Consider the following 24,206-nt stretch of genomic DNA (forward strand, 5'->3'; position numbering starts at 1 on the left):
TCTATGCTGATGTCACCTAGTTGTGCAACCGATCCGCGGGAGGAGAGTAGCCATTAAAAAATCCCCAAACGAGGAGGGGGGTGTCCATCGCACGTTGGGGACGTTCAGGAAGGGATTACGGAGATAGGTGACACCGAACCCAATCACATTCTATGCTGATGTCAAGTATTGTGCCAACGAAAAAAATATCCCCAAACGAGTGTGCCCCTCACCCGTTGGGGATCGTATTTGAAGGTATTACGGAGTAGAGGGTTAGAACACCGTATCCCTGCTGCATTCTATGCTACTAGGCAAAAACGGGATTGGACGTATACCCAACGCAAACAAGCCGAAGCACGTCTGCTCCAAATAAGAATACGATAGTCGAATCAACGGCTGCCCCCGATGCATGGGGTTCGAGAATTTGAAACGAATGTATGCGTCCGATCACGTAAGATCACATAAGGTTGATCACGTAACAGCGGATCACGCAAGATCACGTCTATCAGCCGAAAAATCTCGGGAAAAAGGAAAGTACCAACCAACCTACTTCCTAGAAATACGCAAGCGAACCCTGAGCCGCAAAGTCCGTTACTTAGATCGAATTTATCCCGTCCAAGATGAATCCACAGTAATATGCCGCCTATAAATGCTAATACCCCGCCGCCAATTCCCATTCCCACACGTAATCCCTCCGTTGATTATGTTCCCCATCATTCTACGGACGTATTCCCCCGCATGATCACGTATGATCACGTAACGCCGCCCAACACGAACAGACCGACCCCCGTAACTGGATCAGCCTAATGGGACACTATGTAGCCGTACGCCAACGACATCTACTTCGCTGACAAACGACATGCCGCATGGTTCGTGAACGAGCGTATTTACGTCAAGGAGAGTTACATAAATACTTTCGTTAATGGATATGTTCCCCAACGTCCTACCCACGTATACACCCCCGCGTTTTCAAAAATTTTAAAAAATTTTTTTTGCGGCATTTCGTGACCGGCACCGTCAACAGCCGAAAAAACGTCAGTCGTACGTGCGGGGTCGGGGGTCGCGTTTTTGAAATGAACGTGTCCATTACATCAGGCGTATTACAATATATGGGTGCCGTCTCTCTTGCTGACCAGTGGCAGGGGGTGTACGTCTAAGACGACGAACCTGTATCGGTTAGCTCGCCGTCCAATGTGGCAATAATGCATATCTAGTCGTGCTGGCGTTGCTATTCGTGCCATTCTAGCGTTGCTGTTCAGCTGCTCCAACATAAGAAGCTAATAGTCGGATCAACGGCTGCCACCGTTTCCTGGCTTTCAGTAGAAACGCAAAATCCCCAAACGAGTGGGTGGTGTCAAGCACCCGTTGGGGATCGTATAGGAAGGGATACAGTGTATAACGGCACCGTATCATGTTGTATTCTATACAAATTTCGTCTAGTTATGTAACGTTAAAAAAACCCAACCGTAGGTGGTGTCAGTCACCCGTTGGGGACGTTCTGGAAGTGATTATGGCGATAGGGTAGATTGAATTGGCATCGTACAACAACGCGAAGACGACCCGTTCTCATCCCTTGAAGCGTACAATGCCAACGCCTTTTTGATCTGCTTCTCGTTCTGACCATTCCGTCCCATATGTGTACCCATACCCTGCCCTCAGCCGTCCGCTCGTGCCCTGAACATCCCCTACACAGCCCAAATAACAGCCTTCAACGCATCGCCGCCGTGTTGGGCAGCCGCAAACCGTTGGTACGCCTAACTATCATGCCGCGTAGACTATATATGCCACACGGACTATATGTAGGTGGGCTGTAGATGGACGACTATGCCACGCGGACTAAATGTCTCGCCGCCCAATCACGTAACAGCCGCCCTGCTACTGCATAAGCTAAAACACACTAGGAAAAGGAGCTGACTTAACTTCTTTTCTGAATCAGATTCTAGTGCTGTCAAACTCGTTAGCAAAGACTTCCCAAGTAGTCTTTTAAACACTTTGGCATTATCTTTGATCACATGATGATTATGTTCATTTAGCACAATCTTACTGTAATCAATTGAACCTAGCGTTTTAGTCAGAACATCCTCAATCGTGATTTCTTCCTCTGGTTGAACTAGCACATCAATCATTTTCGTGAACTTTTCCACAGCCATTGTCGTCACCTCCCTGCAACCATATTATTCCACATGAGAAGCTGCTTTCCTGCACGGCTCGGTTGGACAGCACAGCCGATTGGCATATATAGTCGTACGGTTGGGACGTGCTTCGGTCTATTTGTTGTGGCAAACGTCCTATATGTGTCGGGGGGCGGCGATTCCTCCACGCTTTCCATCTTATTGGAAGCCAGCTACGTCCTAAACGATGCAGCTGGTTTCTTGTTTTGTCCACGAACGTCCACCACACGTTTTTGGTCATAACACAGCCATTTGGCATATAACAGAATTAACGTCGCTGCCAATTTTCAATTATAGGAGTCAACAAACAGATAGATATGTGGTAATGTGAAAAGTAATAGCCTGTGAAACGTAAACAACATACTGTAAGAGATATTAGCGTACTTCGTAAAAAAAGTTATACGTAATTGCACGAACGCATAAAACCAAACTCAAGAGCACTCGCATACCTCGTACCTAACCGCATAGGGCGTCCTGAATGTATCAACGTTATCGGAAATTACTCAAGATCAGAGGAGATAATATCAGGTGGACTTTCTATATATTTTTCATTTGATTATTAAAAACATTGATTCAATTAATATTAGTTTACTAACAGGTGTTTTTACTGGATGGGTTATTGTTTTATTAGACACCACTCTTAAAGAAGTCCAGCTAAATCGAGAGGGATTTGAACAAGATAAATATAGGAAATATCAATTACAAACTGCTAAAAGCAGAGCAATAAGCAGATTTTTAGATATTTCAATGATAACTGATAACGAGGATATCAAACTATTAATTTTTAATGATTTTAAGACTGAAATGGAACATCTTATTGATTTTAATGAGCCCTTTAGATTTTTTCATGAAAAATTTGGATATCGAGCTAATGACTTGGATAAAGCATTAATTTACGGATCAAGCATTGACATGAAGCTAAAGAATATAATTGAAGCTCAAAGTTTTAATGAAATTAACATGTTCGAATTAAGAAACATGAATAGGGATCTTTTACATATTGCTGTGACAATTCTCAAATCTAAAAGGAATATTGTAAAGTGTGAAGCCATTAAGTACTTATTCGGAAAGAAGAAAAGTGCATACATATGATTTGACCCCAAAAACCCCTGTTCCAAGAATAGTCTCTGAATGCCTTTTAAACGCATGTAAGTTGTAAAAAGTGAATCACAAGGCAGTTTTGTAATTGTGAGGCAAGTGACCTAACATTATGCCGTTCTTGCTCTGTACTTCGTCACTGATTTGAAGTTGTAGGCTAGAATTTTAGCATGTATCCAGATTTTTGAGCGCAGAAGTCCCCTGACAGGGAGATCATCAATTCGGAATCCCCGTCTTAGTGCGGACACAACGCCTTCAACACCAGCTCTGAATCGCGACAGTTCGCGGTGCCGGTCTGTCCCCATGCTGCTGCGCATTGAATCGGATTGAAGTTTGCTTTCTGTGAAACGAACGTTATTGTACTTTTGCTGTTCTTTCATCGGGCATTGTTCCCTAAACGGGCAAGTGAGACATAGATCCTTAGAAAACTTGGCGGTATATAACTGCTTACTTGCTTCATACGTCGCACGAATCGGTTCATGACCGGCAGGGCATTTGACGATGAGGCGCTTATCATTTCTTTCGAATTGCTGAACGGGCAATGTTTCTTTAGCGGCTTTACGGCCTGTCATATTGGATAGATTCAGCTCGATGTCTTTACCCTTTGCTTCTTCCAAGGTGCTTTGGCGATAGTAAGCTCCATCAGCAGCCAGCGTTTTGATCTGAGCCGCAAGGGGATCATTTTGAATAAAGGATTCGCCAAATGCTGCGTCGCTATGGGTATTCTTCCGTACATCATGGCTAAGAATCAGACCGACTTTCTTTTGTTGGTCACGAACTTCAACGAGATTAACAGACAACCCAACATGGCCTTTACCACCCTTGTTACGGTAAGTAGCATCTGGGTCTGAGGGGTTTTGCAAACTCTCTGGTGAAATATGCTTGGCGTCGATCGCAATAGCGACTCCTTCTTCGGTTTCGATGCATTGCTCATTGAGTAAACGAGAAAGATGCTGGAATTCATTCATTTCGCGCCACTCCGGATGTTGTACAGCGTAACGATACAACGTTGCAGCTTGCTCAATTTGGTAGTCCAGCTTAGATCCAACTTCTTCACTTTTCGTATGATATAGCGTTTGGTTGAGGTGTTCTTCTTTCAGATAGTCTTGAAAAACTTCTGGTACGAAGACTGCATCTAACTTATTAAGCCCTTTGACCATGTATTGAACGACTTTGTACACAAGTTCAAGACGGGTCAGCTTCTTGCAAGAGCTGCTGAACATAAAGGAATCCATTCGGGCCATGCTTTTATCCAACTGAATGACTTCGGCTAGCTTCTGAGACAGAGCATCGGTTTCTTGCTTTAATAAGTCTTCCTGGGTCTTGCTTTCATGTTCGACTAAGCGTTGTCGGAAGTTCGTGATCGTATTGATGCAAATACTCTCTTTTTCAAAGTCGCTAATCCCAAGCGCATATTGATAGCGATAATCGAAGTACAACGATCCCATCAGTTGATCATCGGTCAGACTGTGCAGCTCTTTGAGAATGAGCAAGCTAACCAGGATATTCACAGGCTTGTTCGGGCGGCTATATTGGGGGCTGTAGAGCATGGAAAAACGATCTTCATTAATGGATAGAAATATGTCGTTGTAGAAATCCTCAGCCCAACTTTTACGAAGATTCTCTACGATCGATTTGGGTATATTCATGAACGGATCGTCCATCGATATTTGTTGTTCTTTTCTGCCACGTTTATACATGATACTAACCCCCGAGAACCGTACTATTTGGCTTAATTATACCATTTTCGAGGGTATTCTTGGGGGATTTACGCTGATTTCAACCTTTTTGGGGGAGAATCATACATATTATTTATTCTTTTTATTGCGGCTATGTTAGTAGGATAGTAGGGGAGTAACTTCCGATAACACCATATTCACGAATCGGCCTTTCGATCTTTTGAAACCAAATCGACCACATACGTCCAAGCCCACTCGTCATTTCATTACACAGCGACACCGACGTAAAATGTTCGACTCAAATAATATAAGTACATCCATTATCATAAAGTCTTATCTCGTTGATATTACGTTGATGGCATACGTTACTGTTTTACGTTTCTCCTTCCTTCGGGTGTTCCACCCTCACTCAGACATAATTAATACGTCAATTTTGTTCGATTCGTCACAACTGTACGAAATATTTTTAACATTTTTGATGCGATTCAGCCATTAAGCAACGGCACTACGTTCGGGCGACCGAAGGCGGACATAACAGAGGCGTTCGTCGCCGCGTACAACAGATGGAGGGCGGGCGAGATCACGGCGACAACGGCGATGGAGCTATCGGGAACGAAGCGAACTACGTTCTATAAGCTGACTAAGGAATACGAAGAACAGCAACGCTAGAATAACAAGTATAGCAACGCTAGAACGACTATATTAATCCAACATTACCGGCGAGCTAACTGACACTGGCTCGTGGAATCACATTTAGCTATTGTTCCTTGATAAATACATGTCTTAGTTTGAAATAACGCATTTATAGTTAATATCTATAAAGTTTATCTGTATTATATATTAGACCAATAGAAGATTAAACGATAAGATTAATACAATTATATTAAGGAGGGAAACCATATGAACACAAATACTGCTCGAAATCGGGCAGAATTATCAGGAAAGTTGACAAACGTATTAGATTCCAGATCGTTAACAAACTCTCATAAAAGGCTTGCAGGGATACTCACTGAAGGTATGACGATACTTGATGTTGGTTGTGGAACAGGAGCAATTACACGTGGAATAGCAGAAGCAGTAGGACCAAATGGGCGTGTTGTAGGAATTGATAGTAATCCAAACCTAATCGAAAAAGCCCGTCAAACTCACGGTGAAACACCAGGAATAATTTTTGAAACAGGTGACATCTATAATCTTACTTATGAAGAACAATTTGACATTGTCACCTCCGCTCGTGTTTTAGTATGGTTGTCTGACCCGTTGAAAGCATTAAAAATGATGAAATCTGCCGCTAAAATTGGTGGGCGTATTTTGATTGCTGATTATAATCATGAGAAAATATCATGGGAACCACAGCCTCCCTCAAGTATGCTTTATTTCTATTCCGCATATTTGAAATGGCGTTCCGATGCAGGTATGGATAATGCGATTGCAGATCACCTTCCTGATATGTTTCAAAAAACTGGTATTGAAGAAATCACTATAACCCCCCATCATGAGGTAACTAAGCGAACAGATCCTGATTTCCAAACTCGCATTGGAATATGGGCTGATACTGCTTCAAGCAGAGGAGTCCAAATGGAAAGAGATGGGTATATCACTGAAAATCAATATGTGATAGCGGAAAAAGAATATCGGGAATGGATGATTCAAGACGCCAAATCTTTAACGATGTATATGTTAGCAGTTGAGGGTGTGAGACTTTTGTAAATTCGGCGATTGAATGGCTATGAGCTTAAGGATTATCGATCTTTCCACCTTAATTGAGAAATTGGAGAAGGACGGATTATAAGCTCTTTTCCACCACAAATTCCGAATACCCCATTTATAAAAAAGTATTAGAACTTAAGGTTACGGCCGAGAATCTTAGTCCAGACGATAATTGGGCTATTGAGAGCAGGTTAGACGCGAAGAGAGACGAATTGATTACTATGTTAGGTAAAGTTCGTGGACTGAACGTTTCCATTAAAGAGAAATATCGCATAGACGAGGATTGACGTTTGTGGGCCGCTCTGAATATTGGGTGGACCAAAAAGCAAGCAGAAATGTGGATGAACGACTCTCGCATATTGCAAGCCATCGAAAAATACAAGAAGTCGATCAGTCGTTTAAAATAGGTCGAAGCCACGAAGTTTGCTAGACGTACGCAAAAAAATTTTACACTGCTATCCGACTACGAACGTTGCCGCTACGTTGCAAGACGGGGTGGTCCCCCACGGTCATTCAACAGCTGAAAAACGTACGATTCACGCACAAATTACGACCGATTCACGTCACGGGTCGGGTTCGGCGTTTGTGAAACGAATGTTAGCGTGACGCAAGGCGAATAGCACACAAAGGGTCGGCTTCTCTTGTGCATGGGTGGCATGGGGATGCGTGATCACGTACGAAAAAAGCGAACTGTTCGCCAGCTCGCCTTTAGTACGTTACTATTACTGTTCTTTTACCTTTGCGTAAATCGTTGAACGTGGAACACCCGTCATACCGGCTATTTCGTTGACGCTAAGTCCGTTGTCTTGCCTAGCATAAAACAGTGCCAACGCCTTTTTGACCTGCTTCTCGTCCTGCCCTTTTCTCCCCATATGCGTTCCCTTAGCTTTCGCCTTTGCTCTGCCTTCCGCCGTCCTCTCGTTGATCAGATCCTTTTCAAACTCTGCTACGGCACCTAACATAGTGAACATCAGCTTACCGGCTGGTGTGGATGTGTCGATGTTCTGTTTCAGAATTACTAAGTGAATTCCCCGCTCTTCCAACTGCTTAGCGATCCGATGTAGATCAAATGTGCTTCGGGCAAGCCTGTCCAGCTTTGATACGACAAGTGTATCGCCATTACGCAGATAACCCAACGCGGCATTTAATTCGGGACGGTCACTCTTTCCGCCTGATTCCTTCTCCATAAATATCTTCGTGCAGCCATGCTGTTTCAGTGCGTCAAGTTGTAAGTCCAGTTTCTGCTCACGTGTAGAGACTCGTGCGTATCCGATTAATTCCATGACGTTTAATCCCCTGTCTAGATGTTATATTAACTTCTGTACAATATATTCTAGACTAACTTATAGACAATAACAAGGGTTATTTTGCGACGTTATTTCGAGTCGAATTTATTTGTACAAAAGTATCAACTTTTAGAAGGATGTCAACACATGCAACCACCCGTTAGAACGCAAAGATGCCCTAGGTGAAGAACCTGGGGCGTGATTCTTTTTACGCACATGTTGAATGAATGTCGTTTAACTATCGTTTTCCGTTAGTTTAGAGTTCACAATTACATTGTTGCCCCCTTTAGCGACGGATTTTATTATAGAAGGCGGTACTCTCCGTATGAATTAGACGAAGCAGTTCAACCAAGTCACATAATCGCTTTAAATAAGAAGAATACTCGCGTGTACGCTCTAAACGTTTTATCGCAATTGCCTCGCGGATAAGTCCGTGCCAACGATCCGGTAAAAGTTTAAGCCCATACTCGCCAGCTGCAACCTTGCTGATTACATCGTACTCCTTTATCGAATAATATTGCCTTAACATGCCAAGCGTGCACCATTCAACCGCAAAATCTAACTGCTTAATTTGCTCCAAAGTAGTTGGTTCCGATATGTCCGTCAAACTTAATTGATGTTCCAGTCGTTCAATCCATCCGACCCAATATGTATTCAAATTTCCAAATACATATTGGACGAGTTCGTCAGATGAAATCTCATATTCGAAGGCTTTTTGCTGTCCATAAATACAAATACCGTATTTCTTAAGCACCCACCACGTAACAGGATTTATATCCCCATTCCCATTGAAATCTAAAGTCTTATCGTGATATTTAGGAAATGGAGGAATTTCATTTAAGGATTTTCCTGCATCCTCCTGTCTAATGTAAGCACCCATAATGTCCAAAGTTGGAAATTCCAGCTCAACAAGCCTATGAGCTTCAATAATGAATTGGATGTCCGATGGGATAAGGGTTCTATTGACAAATACAAGAAAGTCTATATCGCTTGACCCATTAACATAGGCGTTGAGTGCGGTCGACCCATAAACATAAAAGGATTCTATTGTCTGCGGCAACCGAGCTTGTAATGCTTCGTTTAACTTTCGCATTGAAGTATCAACAACTTCTGGCAACCTGTAAGACATCTTCAGTACCTCCTCCATGCTGTTCAATCCTGTCCATATTAAGCAGGCTGCAGATGAAGCCGGTAGCCTGTTCGTCAAGGTGCTATCGTATCCGTTATCTGAATCCCTTATGAGTAATCGTCAACCTGAACATTTGCCGTGAACCACCTTCTGGACCATTTGAAATCAATTCCATCAAAGGAATAAAACCAAATTTCTGATAGAGCCGTCTTGCAGGTTGACCATCTGGAATATCATCACCAAATGTAGTAACTGATATATCTGATGGAATCTCGACAAGTTGTAGGATATGTTTAAGCAATGCCGTTGCGACTCCTTTATTTCTCGCTTGGCTTGAAACCGATAACCACCCAATCTTGTAACTTGGAGCATTTGATGAAGAAAACAACACTCCCCCAAGTAAGCGTGAACCTGGTAAACCATCACTTTCTCGCACACAGAACGCACTATCTTGATTTATATTTTTCTCTAATGCCTGAAGAAAATTTGGGTCATTCACCATTGGACCAAAAAGATACTCAACCTCAGAAGCCAGTTCTAACCAACCTTTGATATCTTCCTTTGTTGCGTTTACAACATTCATTACTAAGTCACCTTCAGTTATAATAGGATGCCGATAAAGAACCACATCATACCAGATATTGGGGGATAATGCCCGTTAGAGGAACAGGCTACTGAGATTAATCTGCGGTAGCCTGTTGTGGTATTTTTATTAAGCTATCGTACCCGTTTAGCTTAGCGAAAACTATTTATAATTTAGTTTTTTTCTCTAAATAATAATGCCCTTATGGCAAAACGGGGTAAGATCAGTTGTCGTCTCCATCTTGATGGTTGCTGAATCAATCTATAGAGCCATTCGACATTTAGCCTCTTCCAACTTTCAGGAGTCCCCTTTACTTTTCCAGCAATTACATCGAGGCTTCCTCCAACACCAATAGCAATTTTCGCATTAAGCTCTAATCTATATTTATGAATCCATCTCTCAGCATAGGGGGCTCCAAGTGCAACTATCAAGATATCCGGTTTTAAGGAACCAATCTCTTCAACTATCTTATCTTCTTCATTTTGCTTAAAGAAACCGTGGTGCCTCCCTAGTATTAAAAGGTCCGGATACTTATCACGAATAACCTCACATACTTTTAGATTCGTGTTTGGATCTGCACCCAAAAAATAAAATGACCATTTCTTTTGATTCCCGGAATCGAGTAGCCTTAATAGCGTATCGTAACCAGTAACACGTTCAGGAAGATTTCCTCCCCTTAAACGAGATACCATTACAATCCCAATACCATCGGCTGTAATAAGACCAGCATCATCTATTATTGAACGTAGCAATCTGTCCTTTTGGCATGCCATTGTGATTTCTGGATTAACCGTAATAACATGAAAAAGTTGAGATCTTTTCTGTTCAATTACACTACTAAGAATTTCTACCGTACGGTCTAATGTGATTTCGGGAAATTTAACTCCCATTACTTTCGCATAATTTTCCAAATTGACATGTCCACCTTTAATTAATATCACCCATATTTTAACATAAATTGGTTTCCTAAACTATGCTGCCCGTTACTTCAATAAACCAAAAGAGGAGCTGCCAGCCTCTAAGCAACTCCTCCGCTATCGTTACCCGTTAGCATAGTAATCAATACGTTATAATGTTCTACTTCGCAACTCAGTCCGCGAATATTTCATGTATATTTCCTTCAGGATCGGCAAAGAAAGCCGTTGTTTGCCCCCAAGGCATCGCCGTAGGTTCTTTAACCGCGACGGCTCCTTTCGCAATCAATTCATCATAAGTCTTCTTAACGTCTTCAGGAGATTCGCAAGGGAATGCGAGTTCAAAAGACTGTCTCTTGGTATCCTCCTTGAAAGAATTGTGACCGCCTGTGACATCAGCCAATATTTGTCGGGAACAAATCGCAAACCGCACCCCCTCGTTTTCAAACTCAACGTAATTTTCAGATTTGCTTTTGGTTTTGAACCCAATCACGTCACTGTAAAATTCGGTCATTTTAGGCACGTCGCTCGTAACGATCGTAATCAAGGAAATTTGTGCTCTCATTTAAAACACTCCTTATCGTATATAACATGAAATCATGTCATGATGATGCAATGCCCTCAAAGCGTCCATTGTCCAAATGCTTTTCCAAATCCTACTGGTTTCCTCGTCTTGAACTGTCCAGTTGAGGACGAAATTGCCCTCTTCGGTTTGGGTTGTTATTTCATTTTCCAGGCTTCGAACGACATGATCCTTTATCGTTTCGAATAGCGGGCTTTTGGGGGAATGGGCGAAAAAAAAACGGTTTTGCACTGTATGTTGTTGCCCATTTTACCTTGTCTGTCTCAATAATTTCATAAATATCGGCTTTGACCCGATTTATGATTTCTGTCTTTAACGGTTCGGCAATTCGGGCAGCTAAACGAAGGATGCAGAGAGCTTCCAGAAAATAAAATTGATGGTATGGTTTTTTAGGGTTTCGAAGTGATGACATTGCTGTTTCAGTTACAGATTCGAGGAAATTGAACGGAACCAAATCCCGATATTCATATAGGTATCCGACCAATTCAGCACAAGGGTTGTCGTGCCACCCGCTTGATTGTTCGTTATGCCTTGGGTGCCAGCATTTTAGGGAACGGTCATAAGATTCAACGATGTATTTGATTCCCATCTGAACTATTTCATCATTGGATGTTGCTCCAGCTTCACTAAGATATTGGAAAGCCATGCAAGTATCCATTGCATTTGTATAAATGGGGTTTCCTTCGCCCATATTTTTGAATCCTCCATCTTCGCCCTGATAGCTACTCAAGACGTCAAGTAAAACTCGAAGAGAACCGTTTTCGAAGTGAAATCGAAATAATTCTTGTTCCAGATCTCTCCCGTTTTTCATTAAATAATTTTTGGCGGCTTCGAATTTTTCAAAAGAAAGTTTCAAAATCAAGTCACACCAATCTTGGATATCTTTTCCTCAAACTCTTCTACATAATTGCCCAAAACCCTTTATTTGCGTTCTGGAACTATGCTGCCCGTTAGTGTAGTTCACCTTAAACCATGGTATGTTCCCTATCAGCTTTTAAGACTCCTGAGACCAATCAAAGAATCGAATAAGCTACTACTTGGTATGTCGTTCCAATACCTGGTGGAAATCACTAGCCCATAAACGGGCTTTTTAGGACTTATGTAACAATTTCCTTTGTATGAAAATTTCCTCACTATGTATACAGTCGCTCCTACTGTCAATATAAATACTGTTGTAAATCATAATGAATTTATAAGACAAATATCCTTTGTTAAAAAGAAATTTAAAAATAATATAATGTTTATCGAAAAAGAAATTACAGTTCAAAGGCCTTATTAAATATTATCTTTAGCATAATGATTCCATAAGTTAATGAAAAGAAACCTACAATTAAATTTGCAGGTTTCTTTTAACATTTTATTCACAGATCTTGCATCTCAGATTCAGACCAATCTTGGGACAACTCCGCTTTTATCACATCCCGAAACATGAACCACTCCCAATCAGCAACTCCAGTAAAAGGATCTTCGGTGTCTAGACGGAAGCTATCACGCTGGGTACATGTAACAATGCCGGTTACACTTCGCAGATCGTACTCACCATATAAAGTTAACCTGACCACTTTCTGTTGTCTGTGAGATTGAAAAAGAACGGTGCTGATGATCTCCAATCATCCAGCGTTGGCCTCACTAGGCGATCTATTTGCTTTGCTTGCCTCCGAGTGGCATCTTTGTGCTCAGGTAACATCATTCGTGAGGATTCCCATAATCCGTTTGCTTCCAGTTTCTTTCCCAATGTAACGACCTCCTAATAATCTAAGCTGCTCACCCGCATTCCTAAATTCATAAGCATTGTCATCAGTTCTGCCTTTACCAAACTCCTAAGCAAATAGAAACGATGCATATAGCCGCGGACCTTGTATTCTATTTCAATACCCTTTAAATTCATGTCTGTGCTCAATATTTTAATGTCAAGCTTTTTCATCCTGTTCCTGATGCTATGCAATTCTTCATATATCAATTTCTCAACTCCTTTAAGGTAGAAAATAACATGACTGTACACAATCTTGTCCTGATTGATTTGCAGCTCATCAATATCTCTGGCCAGCATATCCAGCAAAATGGGCAGCAATGTAAATTCTTTGATGATTTGAAGATCCTCTTCGGTTTCAATCCTTGGATTTATACTCAAATTCATCACCTCTATAATGAGAACGTATATTCGCATTTTGTATTATACACTGAAATGGTATGTAATATGCAAGTGGAAATTTTGATTTTCAAAATTCCCTATATGCTGAACAACAATTGAGTGGCTTTAACAGGTAATTATAAGCACAAAAAAGACTGTTGGAACTCGGCTTCTTCTGCGAGTTAACAGTCTGTTGTGTTTGAATATTTATATCAGCCTTAATGAAATTTAACTATTGTTTTTCGTTAGTTCAGTTGGGGTATGAGAATTTCCCTTTTCACAACCTCACACTATTCAAAAAAAAGCCAGTAAGAGCTCAGCCATTAATTCAAGGTATTGTTTAAGCAATTAATCCCCCCATACGTCAACCGACACCTCAAACCTTCGTACTTTTTTAGCATATTTACTCTGAAAATCTGAATTTGAGTTATATCAGCTAACTGGGCGTTATGACAAAACTCACGTGCTTCTTCCAAACTAATATTCTTTTTTTTGATAAATTCCAGAAAATCTCCTTTCTTATTAGGTTCATCATCTTTTTTTTCTGACAAGAAAGAATCTAATTTCTCTTTTAGTGGCAACAAGTCATCTCTTGAAAGATATTTTGCTATTAATTTTGCAAAATATGGTTTGGAGTATCCACGCTCTAAAAGTTCATATAACAACTCCTTAATAACATTAGATCCCTTAACGTTTTTTGTTTGTTCGATCGACACAGACTCCTTATCAATACCTAGTATTTTAGCAGTTTTCTCTTTAATCGTTTCTTGAATGTCCTGAGGTTTAATGTTCATAATTTTTTCAGCAAATGCAACATCAGTCTTGCTTTTTTGTATTACGTATTCCATATCTTTTATCGCAGATAATATTGCTGAGGGATTTGTAAGAAATAAGTTCTCTAACTCATATACATTCAAATGCTTTTCTGTTTCTGTATCAACTTTACTGCCGTTGTCACCGTCATATAGGAACAAATAAGGTATTGGCAACTTATATAACTGCGTAAATTGATCATTAATCTTTCGAACATACTGATCACGATCTTTTCCATGCATATTGATAATTGAAACATTCAGTGACTTTAAGTTATAACCACAGATTGACTAAAGCCTCTGCTTCTCCTTCAACAAATAATATTTTGTTAGCCAATGCTATATCAGCATTCCTTAGACCAATTTCTTGAAAAATTTCCGTTATACCAGTAGTTTGCGTAAGAGTGCGTATTTTTGTTTCATTATTTTCAAAGGTACACAATAATACACGATTTGAATCTGCTGCGTTAATTATAGTTGTTGAATGAGTGGTCACAAAATAATAATGTTTATCATACTTTTTCAAGAAAAGAACTAGATTAAGCTCTGCCTCAGGGTGCAAAAACGAATGAGGCTCATCCATAAGAAAAATAGTTGGTTCGGAACGTAATATAACTAAAGAAGCTAGAAGTATCAATTGCCCAACACCTGCACCACAAGCGGAAAGAGGGATGGTGTTCTCCATTACATCCCGTAATTGTATTTCTGCATAATGCGAGGAATCAGCTTCCACGATATTAGGTGCAATTATTTCTCTATATTGGGGGAATAGACTGCGTACAAACTCTTGAAGCGGTTCTAAGTGATTGTTTCTTTGTGAAAGTATTGTGTGAATTACGTTATGCAAATTTCTTCCATCCGGGTGGATTTCAACTTCTGTTGCAAGACCATTTTTTGAAGGTATAGTACGAAAGGCAGGAATATCAATTATAGTGGGGAGATTATTTAGTAAGGCTGAGCCAAGAGTACCTGTAATTGAATTTACCTGTGATAAATAACCAATATCAAGTTTTTTTTCGACTTCCCTAGTTTCTAAACCGAAATTGAACGCGTTTTTTTGTTCAGGCTGTCTCCCACTTTCAGAAAAGTATAAATAAGAAACCACACCAGGTGCCGCACCTTTAGAAGGTAAAAGTTTGGTCCACTGATTTGAGATAAATCCACTAATACTGAAGGTCCGATCTGGATAAATACAAATAGCTACTGTACGAAAATCAATTCGTGCGAATTGTGAGGCAAATACTTCACGCAGGGATTGTATGTTTTCTAAATGAATATTTCGGTGCCATAGAGCCAGCTGGTTAATGAGTCAGAGCCACCGTGTTAAAAAAATAGAGCCATTATGTTAATGGTGAGAGCCATCAAATAATTGATGGCTCTCGGTTAACTAATTCAACTATCGTACCCGTTAGCTCAACAAACTTGTGCAATGAAAATCTGTTTCCATTGATGAACTATTGATCCCCGATAGTTGAGTATTTTTCATTACTTACTTTTCTTATTTACTCTGTCAATCCATTCGGATCACTAATTACATTGACTTCAAACTTCGAAATATTACCAATTTGACCTGTACCATCAATTATTATGTCAGCATATTCAGTTGGTTGTTGAATTTCAAAATATCTATCTTCAGCTGGTAACCATACATTTTCCCACATTTGTCGGTTGGAATTACCATCTCTCTTTACTCCTCTTTCAAGCCTAAATTCTCTAGGGCTATCAACCCAAATTAGGATGTCATAGAGATGAGATAATTCTTTTCGAATGGAGTAACACCCCTCAATAATCACAATTCCTCCAACCAACACTGTAGACCATTCAGCCATCTTATCTCTATCCCAATCATATTTTTGATACTGACTTGGCATATCGTTTTTTAATGGGCTTAATACCTGTGTTCCAACACGCCTCCAATCCCAATTTGCACCAATCTCATTTCTATGATCGATCAGTTCTCTCTCATCGGAAGGTTTATAGAAATCATCCATATGAACAACAGTCACATTTTCATTTATCATTTGAAGTTTTTGAGCTAGCGTACTCTTTCCTGATGCTCCCCCGCCATCAATTCCTAATATCAAGGTCTTTTGTTTTCTAGGAATGACATTAAATTTATCCATAAGTTCTTCCAATGATGTGATCATAACATCTCTCCTTTTCAAAAATTAAATAGTCCTTAATTTTACATCCTTCGAATGAATGAGAAAAATTTATTACTAACTAATCTCTCCTGCCCGTTAGCGGAATAACGATCCTATCGCCTTAGATATGCCTTTAAAGCGAATTGCTATATGTTAACTTAGTCACTTCAAGCAGATTCGCTATTCCATTAGTTTCCTCATTATAAAACAAACCATCTTTAATATGATCAATGTAGAGGAATCCATTTAAATGATCAACTTCGTGTTGGATGCATCTTGCTAGTATCCCCTCACCTTCAATAATAGACTCTGAGCCGGATCTAGTTAAACTTTTAATTTTTACATATTGAGATCTTCTTACTACACCCGCGTAACCCGGATAAGATAAACATCCCTCAGGTCCCACTTGTTCTCCGCTTCGATAAATTATCTCGGGATTAATTAATTCAATTAAACCTTCACCGCAATCCATAACAATAACTCTTCTTAGAATTCCAACTTGTGGGGCGGCTAAGCCAGCTCGACCCTCCGAAGCGTAGAGTGTCTCAGTCAAATCATCAAGAAGTTTTATGATTCTTGGAGTAATGCTTTCAACTGGCTTAGATAACTTTCGAAGAGTAGGATCTCCGAATGGCAAAATAGTCTTTATAGTCATCGTTAAGCACCCTTTATTCGTGAAGATGGAGTATGGACCCATAAGTCATTTGGTTTACAATCTAAAGCTGTACATAATGCATCAAGCGTATCTGCCTTCATTTGTTTCGGGTTTCCTGATAATAGAGCACTGATGGAAGGTGCAGAAAGGCTATAGTCTACTTTTTCGTTTAAAAGACGCCCCAATGCTGCACCTGACCATATACCTCTGTCAGCCATTATTTTTCTCAACATCCATTCGAGCAAGTCGAACACCCCTCGCATTTATTAGGTATCACCTAATAAATTTAGGTATTACCTAATAAATATACTACCATTAAATTGGGATATATTCAACTCTACTGCCCGTCCCTCAACAAATGAAAAAGGAGCTGCCGTAGCAATCTCCTTCACTATCGTATCCGTCAATCTTTTATTAGTGTCAATAACCCACAGATCCGATGTATGTAAATTACCCCTTATATTCATGTCTAAGTATAGACATTACTGAGAGAGATTCAAATCTTTCTCCATTGAAGAAGCAGTCCCTAAGTGTTCCTTCAAAGATAAAACCAACTGATTCATAAACATGACGTGCCCGATGATTAAAATTTTTCACATCCAACCAAATACGATGAGTCTCGGTATTCTCAAAAACCCACTTTATGATAAGCTTCATTGCTTCTTTTCCATACCCTTGACCCTTAATCTTAGTAGTTATTCGCTTTACGCAAACAGCTTTGTTCGAATCTAAAAATCCTGTTAATATAACATATCCAACCTTATTGCCCTGTTTGTTCTCAATGGTTAAATGAACCATATTTTCATTCGTTAAGGCTTCTAAGTGTTGTTCGAAAGTCCATTGTCCAATAAATGGAATGTTATTTGGGTCAGTTTCTGTTTCTAAAACAAATGCTAAATCATTTATTTGTGTTTTCCGTAGGTCCAGTATCTTAGATTGAATAATCATAATCAGTTCCTTCTTTCCTACATCCCTACTTAATAGAATTAGAGCTCATATTTGCATTCTCCTGCCCGTTTACTTCAATAAACCAAAAGAGGAGCAGCCCCGAAGCAAGCTCCTCCACTATCGTTCTCCGTTAGTTCAGTTGTCATGTGGATGTTTTTATAGAAAATTAAGAATGTCCATCGGCGTATAAGCTAACATTTTTGAACAAATCGGCTCAAGCCGTTCAAATTTGCCGTCTCCCCAAAGTGCCGCAATACCCTTCATTCGTGCAGCACCAGCTGCTCGTAAGTCTGAAGGTTGGTCACCAATGTATATGCAATTCTCAGGAGGAGACTTAAGGTGACTAGCCGCGAGAATCAGGGGATCGGGGTGAGGTTTGTGCAGTTTAGTGTCTTCTTGGGCTACGATAACATCAAACAAGTTGTCTAAAGTCTTTGCCTTCAATTCATTTACAACATGGAATCGTCGTTTAGAAGATACGATTCCCATTCGATAACCTCTCCGCTTCAATTCGCTCAGTAACTCTGGGATACCTGAGTAGCAAGGGATTTGTTCAGCACGTTCTTGGTAATAACTTGTCCCCGTATCAAGAATCTGTTTTGCCACATCATCATCGAACCATTCATTGTAAACTACTGGAACTGGACGCCCGACAAGTTGAGCAAATTCGTCTTCCGTTGGCTCCCTTCCAAGAACCTGCTTGAATCCATAGCGTGTCCCATCCTTTGCTAACGCCTCGCTATCTTGAATAGTCCCATCTAAGTCCCAAAGAACAACAGAGATCAAAGTTACACCCACCTTTAGATCAATTTGCCAATAGCAAAAAAGCAACCCGTGCTAGCAGGTCTGCGTTTTGTTGAAAAGTTTGACGCATTCCTATAAAATAAGTAATTCTCCATTACGGAAATAGTAAATATTCTCCCGTTTAAAGCCATACTCTCCATTTCTGTACTTTATATGTGGCTCAAATGTAAAAAGAGATGCTTCACTAAGCTTCATCTTATTCCCCGACTCAAAATATCTTCTATGATCTTTATTAAATTCGATTGTGTGCCCCAAATTCCCAGAAAAATCAAGATTAATGTAACCAAGTTGTTGTATAACCTCATTCATATATATGTAAACTTCTTCAAAAGTCATGTCAGGTCTTACAAAATCAATAAATACTTTATGAAGTTCCTTTTCGGCGATAATTCCACGTGAAAATTCTAAGGCATATTCATTTTTGGTATTTGCAAGTATGTCTTCTTCAATTACATTTCCGTCGACGACTATTAGCGTTCGTGCATAGTCTCCCCAATAGGTGTTAATCTCTGGACTAAGGTCTATGGTCACGATGTCATTTCTGCCGATTAATGTATCCGATGATGGCTTATAATCCTTACCTGACTCAGAAATGGTTGTCCTTTTTCCAACATGAACAAATGCCCCTACACCGTGATACCAAAACCTATGAATGCCCTTATTTCTCATGATCTCTTCGGCACTATAGACGATTTCAATTTCCGAGATACCTTCTTTAATTATCTCCTGTAATTCACTTATGGTAGCTTTAGCGATCGATTGAACGTAGGTATACTGTAACAATTGTTCCACAAAAAACCTTCTTCCTACACCTTTTATATTAAGAGTTTTTCCTTTTTGCTTAAGTATCCTCCCGTTAGCTTAACGAAGGGAATAACGTTTCCTTTTTATAACGCCGTTGGTCCTTGAAGTTTAATCCGATCATGAATACAGTGCCGAGTAGGAACAGCAACGAAAAAAATTGAATAACTTTTGAATTTCACTGATTTAATTACATTTTTAAATAACTTGAGTCTTGCGATTTCCAACGAAACTTTCGAAAATGGGCAGACTTGTAGCATGACGGGAAACTCGCTTGCTCAGGCAGGTATCTTGAGATGCTTAAGGATGTCGAATAGGGGCTTTTTCTCTAGGGCTTGTTGATACACGTATACGATGATCTGCCCGAAATACTCTTGCCGGATTCTGTACACCACATCTCCAAGCGTAAGATGCTTGTCGCTCTTCATCCAGTCCTGACGCTGAGATTCCAGAAAGTTCTGCGTCAGATACTGAATGGTCCAAAACCGTTGAATGCCTGCAAATGAGAGCAACTGATAGTGGTCAAAGCCCAGCAGTTCTTTGAAATAGCGATAGCCGGTTTCGATGTTCCATCGTACGTGATAATAGCGTTGGATCGTGACGAGATCCAAGCTTAAATCCGTACACAGGAGACAAACCTGAGGTTTGCTCGAATCGGCATATTCATCTTTCCAAGACAGCAGAGCTTTGACGTTTTCCATTTCGCTTAATGGTCCTTCATATTCATAAACCCAGTACGTTCCCTGACTTTCCACCGTAACGGAGCGGAGGTCAGACTTGCGAAGATACTGGACAGCGAAATCAACCATGGAGATCGTTATACCGCTGACGCAGATCAGTCGATTCGTCTTTACAGCGGCGATGACATGAAAACCCTTGAGGTTACAGGCATTAATGACCTTCTCACTGGTGTACCAGCTATCCATCAGAACGTAAACTTGTTCGTCTTTCGAAGCCGGGAATGCTTCAATCATTTCAAGAGCGAGATCGTTCTTGCTTTTGAATGATAAGCGGTGCTCCTCGCAATATTCTTCACGGTAATAGGGACGAAAATCCCAAGCATAGGAACTGCCTTCGCTTACAATGTGAGCAGTGACAACGCAGTGGCACCAGACTGATTTTCCGGCTTCGTGTGAGTATTGAAAGCTGAGGGCTTCCATTTTCTTCGTCGAGGTTTCCTTCTTACAGCAAGTATCATCCACGATGAAGAATACAAGTTGTCGAGTGTCACCGCTCTTTGCTCGTTTATCGCGAATCTTATCCATTATGAATTGCATGCGTCGGCGCTGCATGCGATTAACGCACCATGGCGAATGATTCAAAAAATTCGTGACATTACTGAGGTGACGATCTCCTCGGGCAGCTTGCTGAATTTGTGTCATATTTTTACGGCCGGCACAAAGAATGATGCCGTGAATGAGGGTAAACAGATGACCAAGCTGTGGTTTAGAAAATTCCAGCTTCAAGGCTAAAATGAACTTGACGATAGGCAAGTAGAGGGATACCATGAGATTGGGACATCTCCTTTTCTTGGAAATTGTAGTTGTGGTAAACGACAATTTCTCTATCCAAAGGCGATGTCCTTCTTCTGTTTATGGATTCGACGAAGCTTCTAAATTTCTACCCTAAATCTGCGGTCATCGACGGCAATATTTTCGCAACACTCAAGTAAATAATATAAAAAATGTTATTATCTTAATTTAGTTATTGTATTTACTCATTAAATTAATATAGTTTCCGTTCCTAATTTCACTATTCTCATACGGAAAAGGAGCTACAACAAAGCAAGCTCCACCTCAACTGAGTTCCTCGTTAGTGTAACAATTACGCCATTCACAGTACAAATTTCTCAAGTGCTACAGCAACACCATCATTATCATTTGATTCGGTAATGTACTTCGCACAATCTTTTAATTCAGTTATACCATTACCCATTGCAATTGGAAATCCGCACATATGGAAAAGTCCCAAATCGTTAAAATCATCTCCGAATACCATTACATGTTCCGAATTTATCCCGATATCATTTAATACCGACTTCACTGCATTTTCTTTTGATGCTGATTTATGCATGATTTGCACTAATAATCCTCCATCGGTTGCGATTACGTTAACTTGGTCACCGAATTTCTGGATAACATCTCTCCATGTGCTATAACCGAGAGCTAGTATTTTTGTCGGGGAGATTGAACTGATAAAATCGTAATCGACTACCTGCGGTTTAGGCTCATTCGAACGGGCACCGAACTGAGCACTCTCTGTCTCGGGAACTGGTGTGCACGTATACCATAAGTCATTTACTTCATATGAGATTGTTGACTGAGGCTCATTCAACCTAATGAATTCGTTAATCTGTTGGCTAACCTCTATAGGGATACTAATGTGCTGCTGAGTCTGCTTGGATTTGCATTTTACCAGGGCACCATTGTAGAAAACCATGTAGTCTACAAAAGGAATAGCCTTTACAAATTGTTCAGCCGCTCTAGGCGGTCGTGCCGTGGCAACAATAATATGTATTCCTGAATCAAAACATCTTTTAACAGCACTATAATTTCGAGGAGATATGGATTTATTAATATCAAGTAATGTTCCGTCCAAGTCTAATACAATTGCCTGTATTTCTGCCACTTACATTCCCCCATAGTTTAATTTTTCCAATTATACACAAATAACTGTGCAAATGGTAGTACATTATTGAATTAATCTGCCCGTTAGCTTAATGAAATTACCCAAGCTTACTGAACAACACTTAATACAAAGATGGCTCTCCCTTCCGAGAAGGTGGCTCTATTTCGTTAACATCATGGCTCTGACTCATTAACCAAGCGGCTCTCCCGTAGTGAAATATTCAATTTTTGGCCAAAAGAAAAATCGCCCATATCATTAGGCGGTTAATTCTGAACTATCGTACCCGTTAGTTCGATGATGTATTTCGTAAGCTCAAATAAATTTTAGTTTTGTCATATTGTATTTTTATCTGAACACAGCATCGAAAAGTGACAACTATCCCAATGAGTTGTAACCAAAATTTCATTATTGTCGGTAAAAAGATTCAAATGTTGATTTCTTAAAGCATTATTATCCTTGACTATGTCAAACCATTACCCCAAATGGCTGAGGTCTTTTTTTTATCTTTCAATGAGTTGTCCGCCCTCGAGCATGACTTTATACCGATAACCCTTCCATAGTGCATAGAGATCACGGGCATCGTAATAAAGCGAGTATCGAGTCAATGGACTCCATGGAGCATCCTTGTTTAACTTTTCATACCCACTACCCATACGTTTCACGTATCCGACAGGACTTATCCAATCAATGTGGTCATCCGTTGCACCGAGCTTATGCTGCAGCTCATGGAGTTCCATGTAATAAGACTGGTCACGATAATCTTCTAAGTATAGGTAGTCTAAATCAACTGTGCGATTAAATAAAGGTGCATACAGACGCTCATGCGTGTCGTAGAAAAAAGCGGCAGGATTTTCAGAATCGTGAGGCAGTTCATCACAAAAAACGACGGGATTCATACAAATGCAGAAACCGTCTACAAGGCGGCAGGAGTCTTTGTAGCTCAACTAGGGCATCAATAGGGGCGGATATACTCGAAAACGCCATACTGGGGCAAATAAAGGCGTTTACAAAGGAGTTAGCCGATAGCCCCTTGCTCAACGAGATCAAGAACTATACAGAAACATCATTAAATCAGGTTGATACAGAATATGAGGACACTTTGAAAGAATTAAAAAAGTACTCCACTATAAAAAGTAGTGCTGAAGCAATGCTTGATAAAATATTTCTTGGTATGGAGGTTCCATTCACGCAAGAAGACATAGCAGATAGACTTAAGGTATCAAAGCAAAAAATTGAAGAATTGAACTTAAAGAAAACCGAACTAAACAATTCACGATCACGAGAAAAAATTAGTCAAGAAGACTTATTACAGCTTTCCACTGTTATTAATGAATGGAGTTCATTGTTTGACCACACTGACATAACGACAAGAAAAGTCATGTTATCAAAGATTGTAGATAAGGTTGTAGTTCACAAGGATAAAATTGATATTAAGATTAATTTAAAACTAGAAGAGTTTTTTGAAGCTGTAATGGGGACAAATAGCGAGGTTTCTTCTGCTTTAGACACCAGTGCATATAACAACAGCATTATGTATACAGTTGGAACTCCTACTGTTAATATAGAAACTGTTGAAATCATAATGAATTTATAAGACAAATCTCCTTTGTTAAGAAGAAATTTAAAAATAACATAATGTTTTTTTGAAAAAGAAATTACAGTACAAATAACATAAGGCCTTATTAAATTATCTTTACCATAATGATTCCTAAAAGATGAATAAGTAAAAGAAAAGAAACCTACAATCCGCTACACTTTATCTCCCCCTCCTAAAAAGTTGTCCTCAATTAAAGATCCGTTCCAAAATCCGTTTTTGTTACACGCACATAAAAAAACGCCGCACCCAAGTTTTTGGGTGAGCGTTCTTATAGTTAGTTATTCGGGCTATTCTATCTTTACTCCATGTATTATTAATTCCATCCCCCCGACAATAACATCTATAACGGCAACATGTAAATTATCCCTCCGACTTACGTTCCTTTAAATCCGATTGACGCTTCATGTTATTTAGATAACGTTCCACAACCATATCGGCAAGAATGTATTTAAGGGACTCCTTTTGCTGATCTGTTAAATTGCCTATTATCATAATTGGCACCCCCAAACATTGTAAGAATGGCTTGTTTATGGTGTCCAATGCGTGATAAAATT

The 24,206-nt window shown here is 40.0% G+C and carries 25 protein-coding genes; 3 read left to right on the forward strand and 22 right to left on the reverse strand.

The genetic code is table 11. The features are described 5' to 3' along the window. Positions 1 to 368: 368 nt before the first annotated feature. Positions 369 to 662, reverse strand: a complete 294-nt coding sequence (locus BLV33_RS07485; RefSeq protein ID WP_090789723.1) for a hypothetical protein — start codon at positions 660 to 662, stop codon at positions 369 to 371. Between the two features lie 1,173 nt (positions 663 to 1,835). Further along, positions 1,836 to 2,129: a hypothetical protein gene (locus tag BLV33_RS07490; RefSeq protein WP_090789725.1), complete on the reverse strand. Its 294-nt coding sequence runs from the start codon at positions 2,127 to 2,129 to the stop codon at positions 1,836 to 1,838. A gap of 549 nt (positions 2,130 to 2,678) precedes the next feature. Between BLV33_RS07490 and BLV33_RS07495 the strand changes: the two genes are divergently transcribed. Then, positions 2,679 to 3,242: a hypothetical protein gene (locus BLV33_RS07495; protein ID WP_090789727.1), complete on the forward strand. Its 564-nt coding sequence runs from the start codon at positions 2,679 to 2,681 to the stop codon at positions 3,240 to 3,242. A gap of 116 nt (positions 3,243 to 3,358) precedes the next feature. On the opposite strand, the gene BLV33_RS07500 is transcribed toward BLV33_RS07495, so the two are convergent. Beyond that, the gene (locus BLV33_RS07500) at positions 3,359 to 4,948 is read right to left on the reverse strand and encodes a transposase (RefSeq protein ID WP_090789729.1); all 1,590 of its coding nucleotides are present in this window, start codon (positions 4,946 to 4,948) and stop codon (positions 3,359 to 3,361) included. 879 nt (positions 4,949 to 5,827) lie between these two features. On the opposite strand from BLV33_RS07500, the gene BLV33_RS07505 reads away from it, so the two are divergent. After that, positions 5,828 to 6,637: a class I SAM-dependent methyltransferase gene (locus BLV33_RS07505; protein WP_090789731.1), complete on the forward strand. Its 810-nt coding sequence runs from the start codon at positions 5,828 to 5,830 to the stop codon at positions 6,635 to 6,637. A 722-nt stretch (positions 6,638 to 7,359) separates the two neighbouring features. On the opposite strand, the gene BLV33_RS07515 is transcribed toward BLV33_RS07505, so the two are convergent. The 18 genes from BLV33_RS07515 to BLV33_RS07605 form a co-directional block, all read right to left on the reverse strand. Continuing rightward, on the reverse strand, positions 7,360 to 7,920 hold the full coding sequence (locus tag BLV33_RS07515; protein ID WP_090789735.1) for a recombinase family protein: 561 nt from the start codon (positions 7,918 to 7,920) through the stop codon (positions 7,360 to 7,362). Between the two features lie 289 nt (positions 7,921 to 8,209). Further along, entirely contained in the window at positions 8,210 to 9,070 is an 861-nt protein-coding gene (locus BLV33_RS07520) for a nucleotidyltransferase domain-containing protein (protein ID WP_090789737.1), read from the reverse strand. 76 nt (positions 9,071 to 9,146) lie between these two features. Continuing rightward, on the reverse strand, positions 9,147 to 9,635 hold the full coding sequence (locus BLV33_RS07525) for a GNAT family N-acetyltransferase (protein WP_090789738.1): 489 nt from the start codon (positions 9,633 to 9,635) through the stop codon (positions 9,147 to 9,149). A gap of 173 nt (positions 9,636 to 9,808) precedes the next feature. Then, entirely contained in the window at positions 9,809 to 10,546 is a 738-nt protein-coding gene (locus BLV33_RS07530) for a WecB/TagA/CpsF family glycosyltransferase (RefSeq protein WP_090789740.1), read from the reverse strand. A gap of 178 nt (positions 10,547 to 10,724) precedes the next feature. Beyond that, complete coding sequence (locus BLV33_RS07535; protein WP_090789742.1) at positions 10,725 to 11,114, reverse strand: VOC family protein; 390 nt, start codon at positions 11,112 to 11,114, stop codon at positions 10,725 to 10,727. 160 nt (positions 11,115 to 11,274) lie between these two features. Further along, positions 11,275 to 11,988 carry a prenyltransferase/squalene oxidase repeat-containing protein gene (locus BLV33_RS07540; RefSeq protein ID WP_090789744.1) on the reverse strand — a complete coding sequence of 238 codons (714 nt, stop codon included), beginning with the start codon at positions 11,986 to 11,988 and terminating at the stop codon, positions 11,275 to 11,277. 891 nt (positions 11,989 to 12,879) lie between these two features. Beyond that, the gene (locus tag BLV33_RS07550) at positions 12,880 to 13,263 is read right to left on the reverse strand and encodes a YhjD family protein (RefSeq protein WP_090789748.1); all 384 of its coding nucleotides are present in this window, start codon (positions 13,261 to 13,263) and stop codon (positions 12,880 to 12,882) included. A 323-nt stretch (positions 13,264 to 13,586) separates the two neighbouring features. Next, a complete protein-coding gene (locus BLV33_RS07555; RefSeq protein WP_139305702.1) occupies positions 13,587 to 14,252 on the reverse strand; it encodes a hypothetical protein in 666 nt (221 codons plus the stop codon). Between the two features lie 97 nt (positions 14,253 to 14,349). Next, positions 14,350 to 15,180 carry an ATP-dependent nuclease gene (locus BLV33_RS07560; RefSeq protein ID WP_171909048.1) on the reverse strand — a complete coding sequence of 277 codons (831 nt, stop codon included), beginning with the start codon at positions 15,178 to 15,180 and terminating at the stop codon, positions 14,350 to 14,352. A 397-nt stretch (positions 15,181 to 15,577) separates the two neighbouring features. Further along, positions 15,578 to 16,222, reverse strand: a complete 645-nt coding sequence (locus BLV33_RS07565; protein ID WP_253186997.1) for a uridine kinase family protein — start codon at positions 16,220 to 16,222, stop codon at positions 15,578 to 15,580. Positions 16,223 to 16,352: 130 nt separating this feature from the next. Further along, a complete protein-coding gene (gene def / locus BLV33_RS07570) occupies positions 16,353 to 16,874 on the reverse strand; it encodes a peptide deformylase (protein ID WP_090789755.1) in 522 nt (173 codons plus the stop codon). A 2-nt stretch (positions 16,875 to 16,876) separates the two neighbouring features. Then, positions 16,877 to 17,119: a helix-turn-helix domain-containing protein gene (locus BLV33_RS07575; RefSeq protein ID WP_090798753.1), complete on the reverse strand. Its 243-nt coding sequence runs from the start codon at positions 17,117 to 17,119 to the stop codon at positions 16,877 to 16,879. 205 nt (positions 17,120 to 17,324) lie between these two features. Continuing rightward, complete coding sequence (locus BLV33_RS07580; RefSeq protein ID WP_090789757.1) at positions 17,325 to 17,822, reverse strand: GNAT family N-acetyltransferase; 498 nt, start codon at positions 17,820 to 17,822, stop codon at positions 17,325 to 17,327. 156 nt (positions 17,823 to 17,978) lie between these two features. Beyond that, positions 17,979 to 18,608, reverse strand: a complete 630-nt coding sequence (locus tag BLV33_RS07585; protein ID WP_171909049.1) for an HAD family hydrolase — start codon at positions 18,606 to 18,608, stop codon at positions 17,979 to 17,981. 90 nt (positions 18,609 to 18,698) lie between these two features. Further along, positions 18,699 to 19,418, reverse strand: coding sequence for a M24 family metallopeptidase (locus BLV33_RS07590; RefSeq protein WP_171909050.1), 720 nt, complete (start codon positions 19,416 to 19,418; stop codon positions 18,699 to 18,701). A 287-nt stretch (positions 19,419 to 19,705) separates the two neighbouring features. Next, positions 19,706 to 20,935 (reverse strand): IS701 family transposase, encoded by a 1,230-nt coding sequence (locus tag BLV33_RS07595; RefSeq protein ID WP_090788734.1) that lies wholly within the window; start codon positions 20,933 to 20,935, stop codon positions 19,706 to 19,708. Positions 20,936 to 21,260: 325 nt separating this feature from the next. Then, positions 21,261 to 22,055 (reverse strand): Cof-type HAD-IIB family hydrolase, encoded by a 795-nt coding sequence (locus BLV33_RS07600; RefSeq protein ID WP_090789761.1) that lies wholly within the window; start codon positions 22,053 to 22,055, stop codon positions 21,261 to 21,263. A gap of 500 nt (positions 22,056 to 22,555) precedes the next feature. Beyond that, a complete protein-coding gene (locus BLV33_RS07605; protein ID WP_090789763.1) occupies positions 22,556 to 22,951 on the reverse strand; it encodes a hypothetical protein in 396 nt (131 codons plus the stop codon). Positions 22,952 to 23,154: 203 nt separating this feature from the next. Between BLV33_RS07605 and BLV33_RS07610 the strand changes: the two genes are divergently transcribed. Then, entirely contained in the window at positions 23,155 to 23,649 is a 495-nt protein-coding gene (locus BLV33_RS07610; protein WP_139305704.1) for a hypothetical protein, read from the forward strand. A 363-nt stretch (positions 23,650 to 24,012) separates the two neighbouring features. On the opposite strand, the gene BLV33_RS30415 is transcribed toward BLV33_RS07610, so the two are convergent. Then, complete coding sequence (locus BLV33_RS30415) at positions 24,013 to 24,144, reverse strand: hypothetical protein (RefSeq protein ID WP_290439046.1); 132 nt, start codon at positions 24,142 to 24,144, stop codon at positions 24,013 to 24,015. Positions 24,145 to 24,206: the final 62 nt, after the last annotated feature.

The sequence above is a fragment of the Paenibacillus sp. GP183 genome, assembly GCF_900104695.1.
Classification (GTDB): Bacteria; Bacillota; Bacilli; order Paenibacillales; family NBRC-103111; genus Paenibacillus_AI.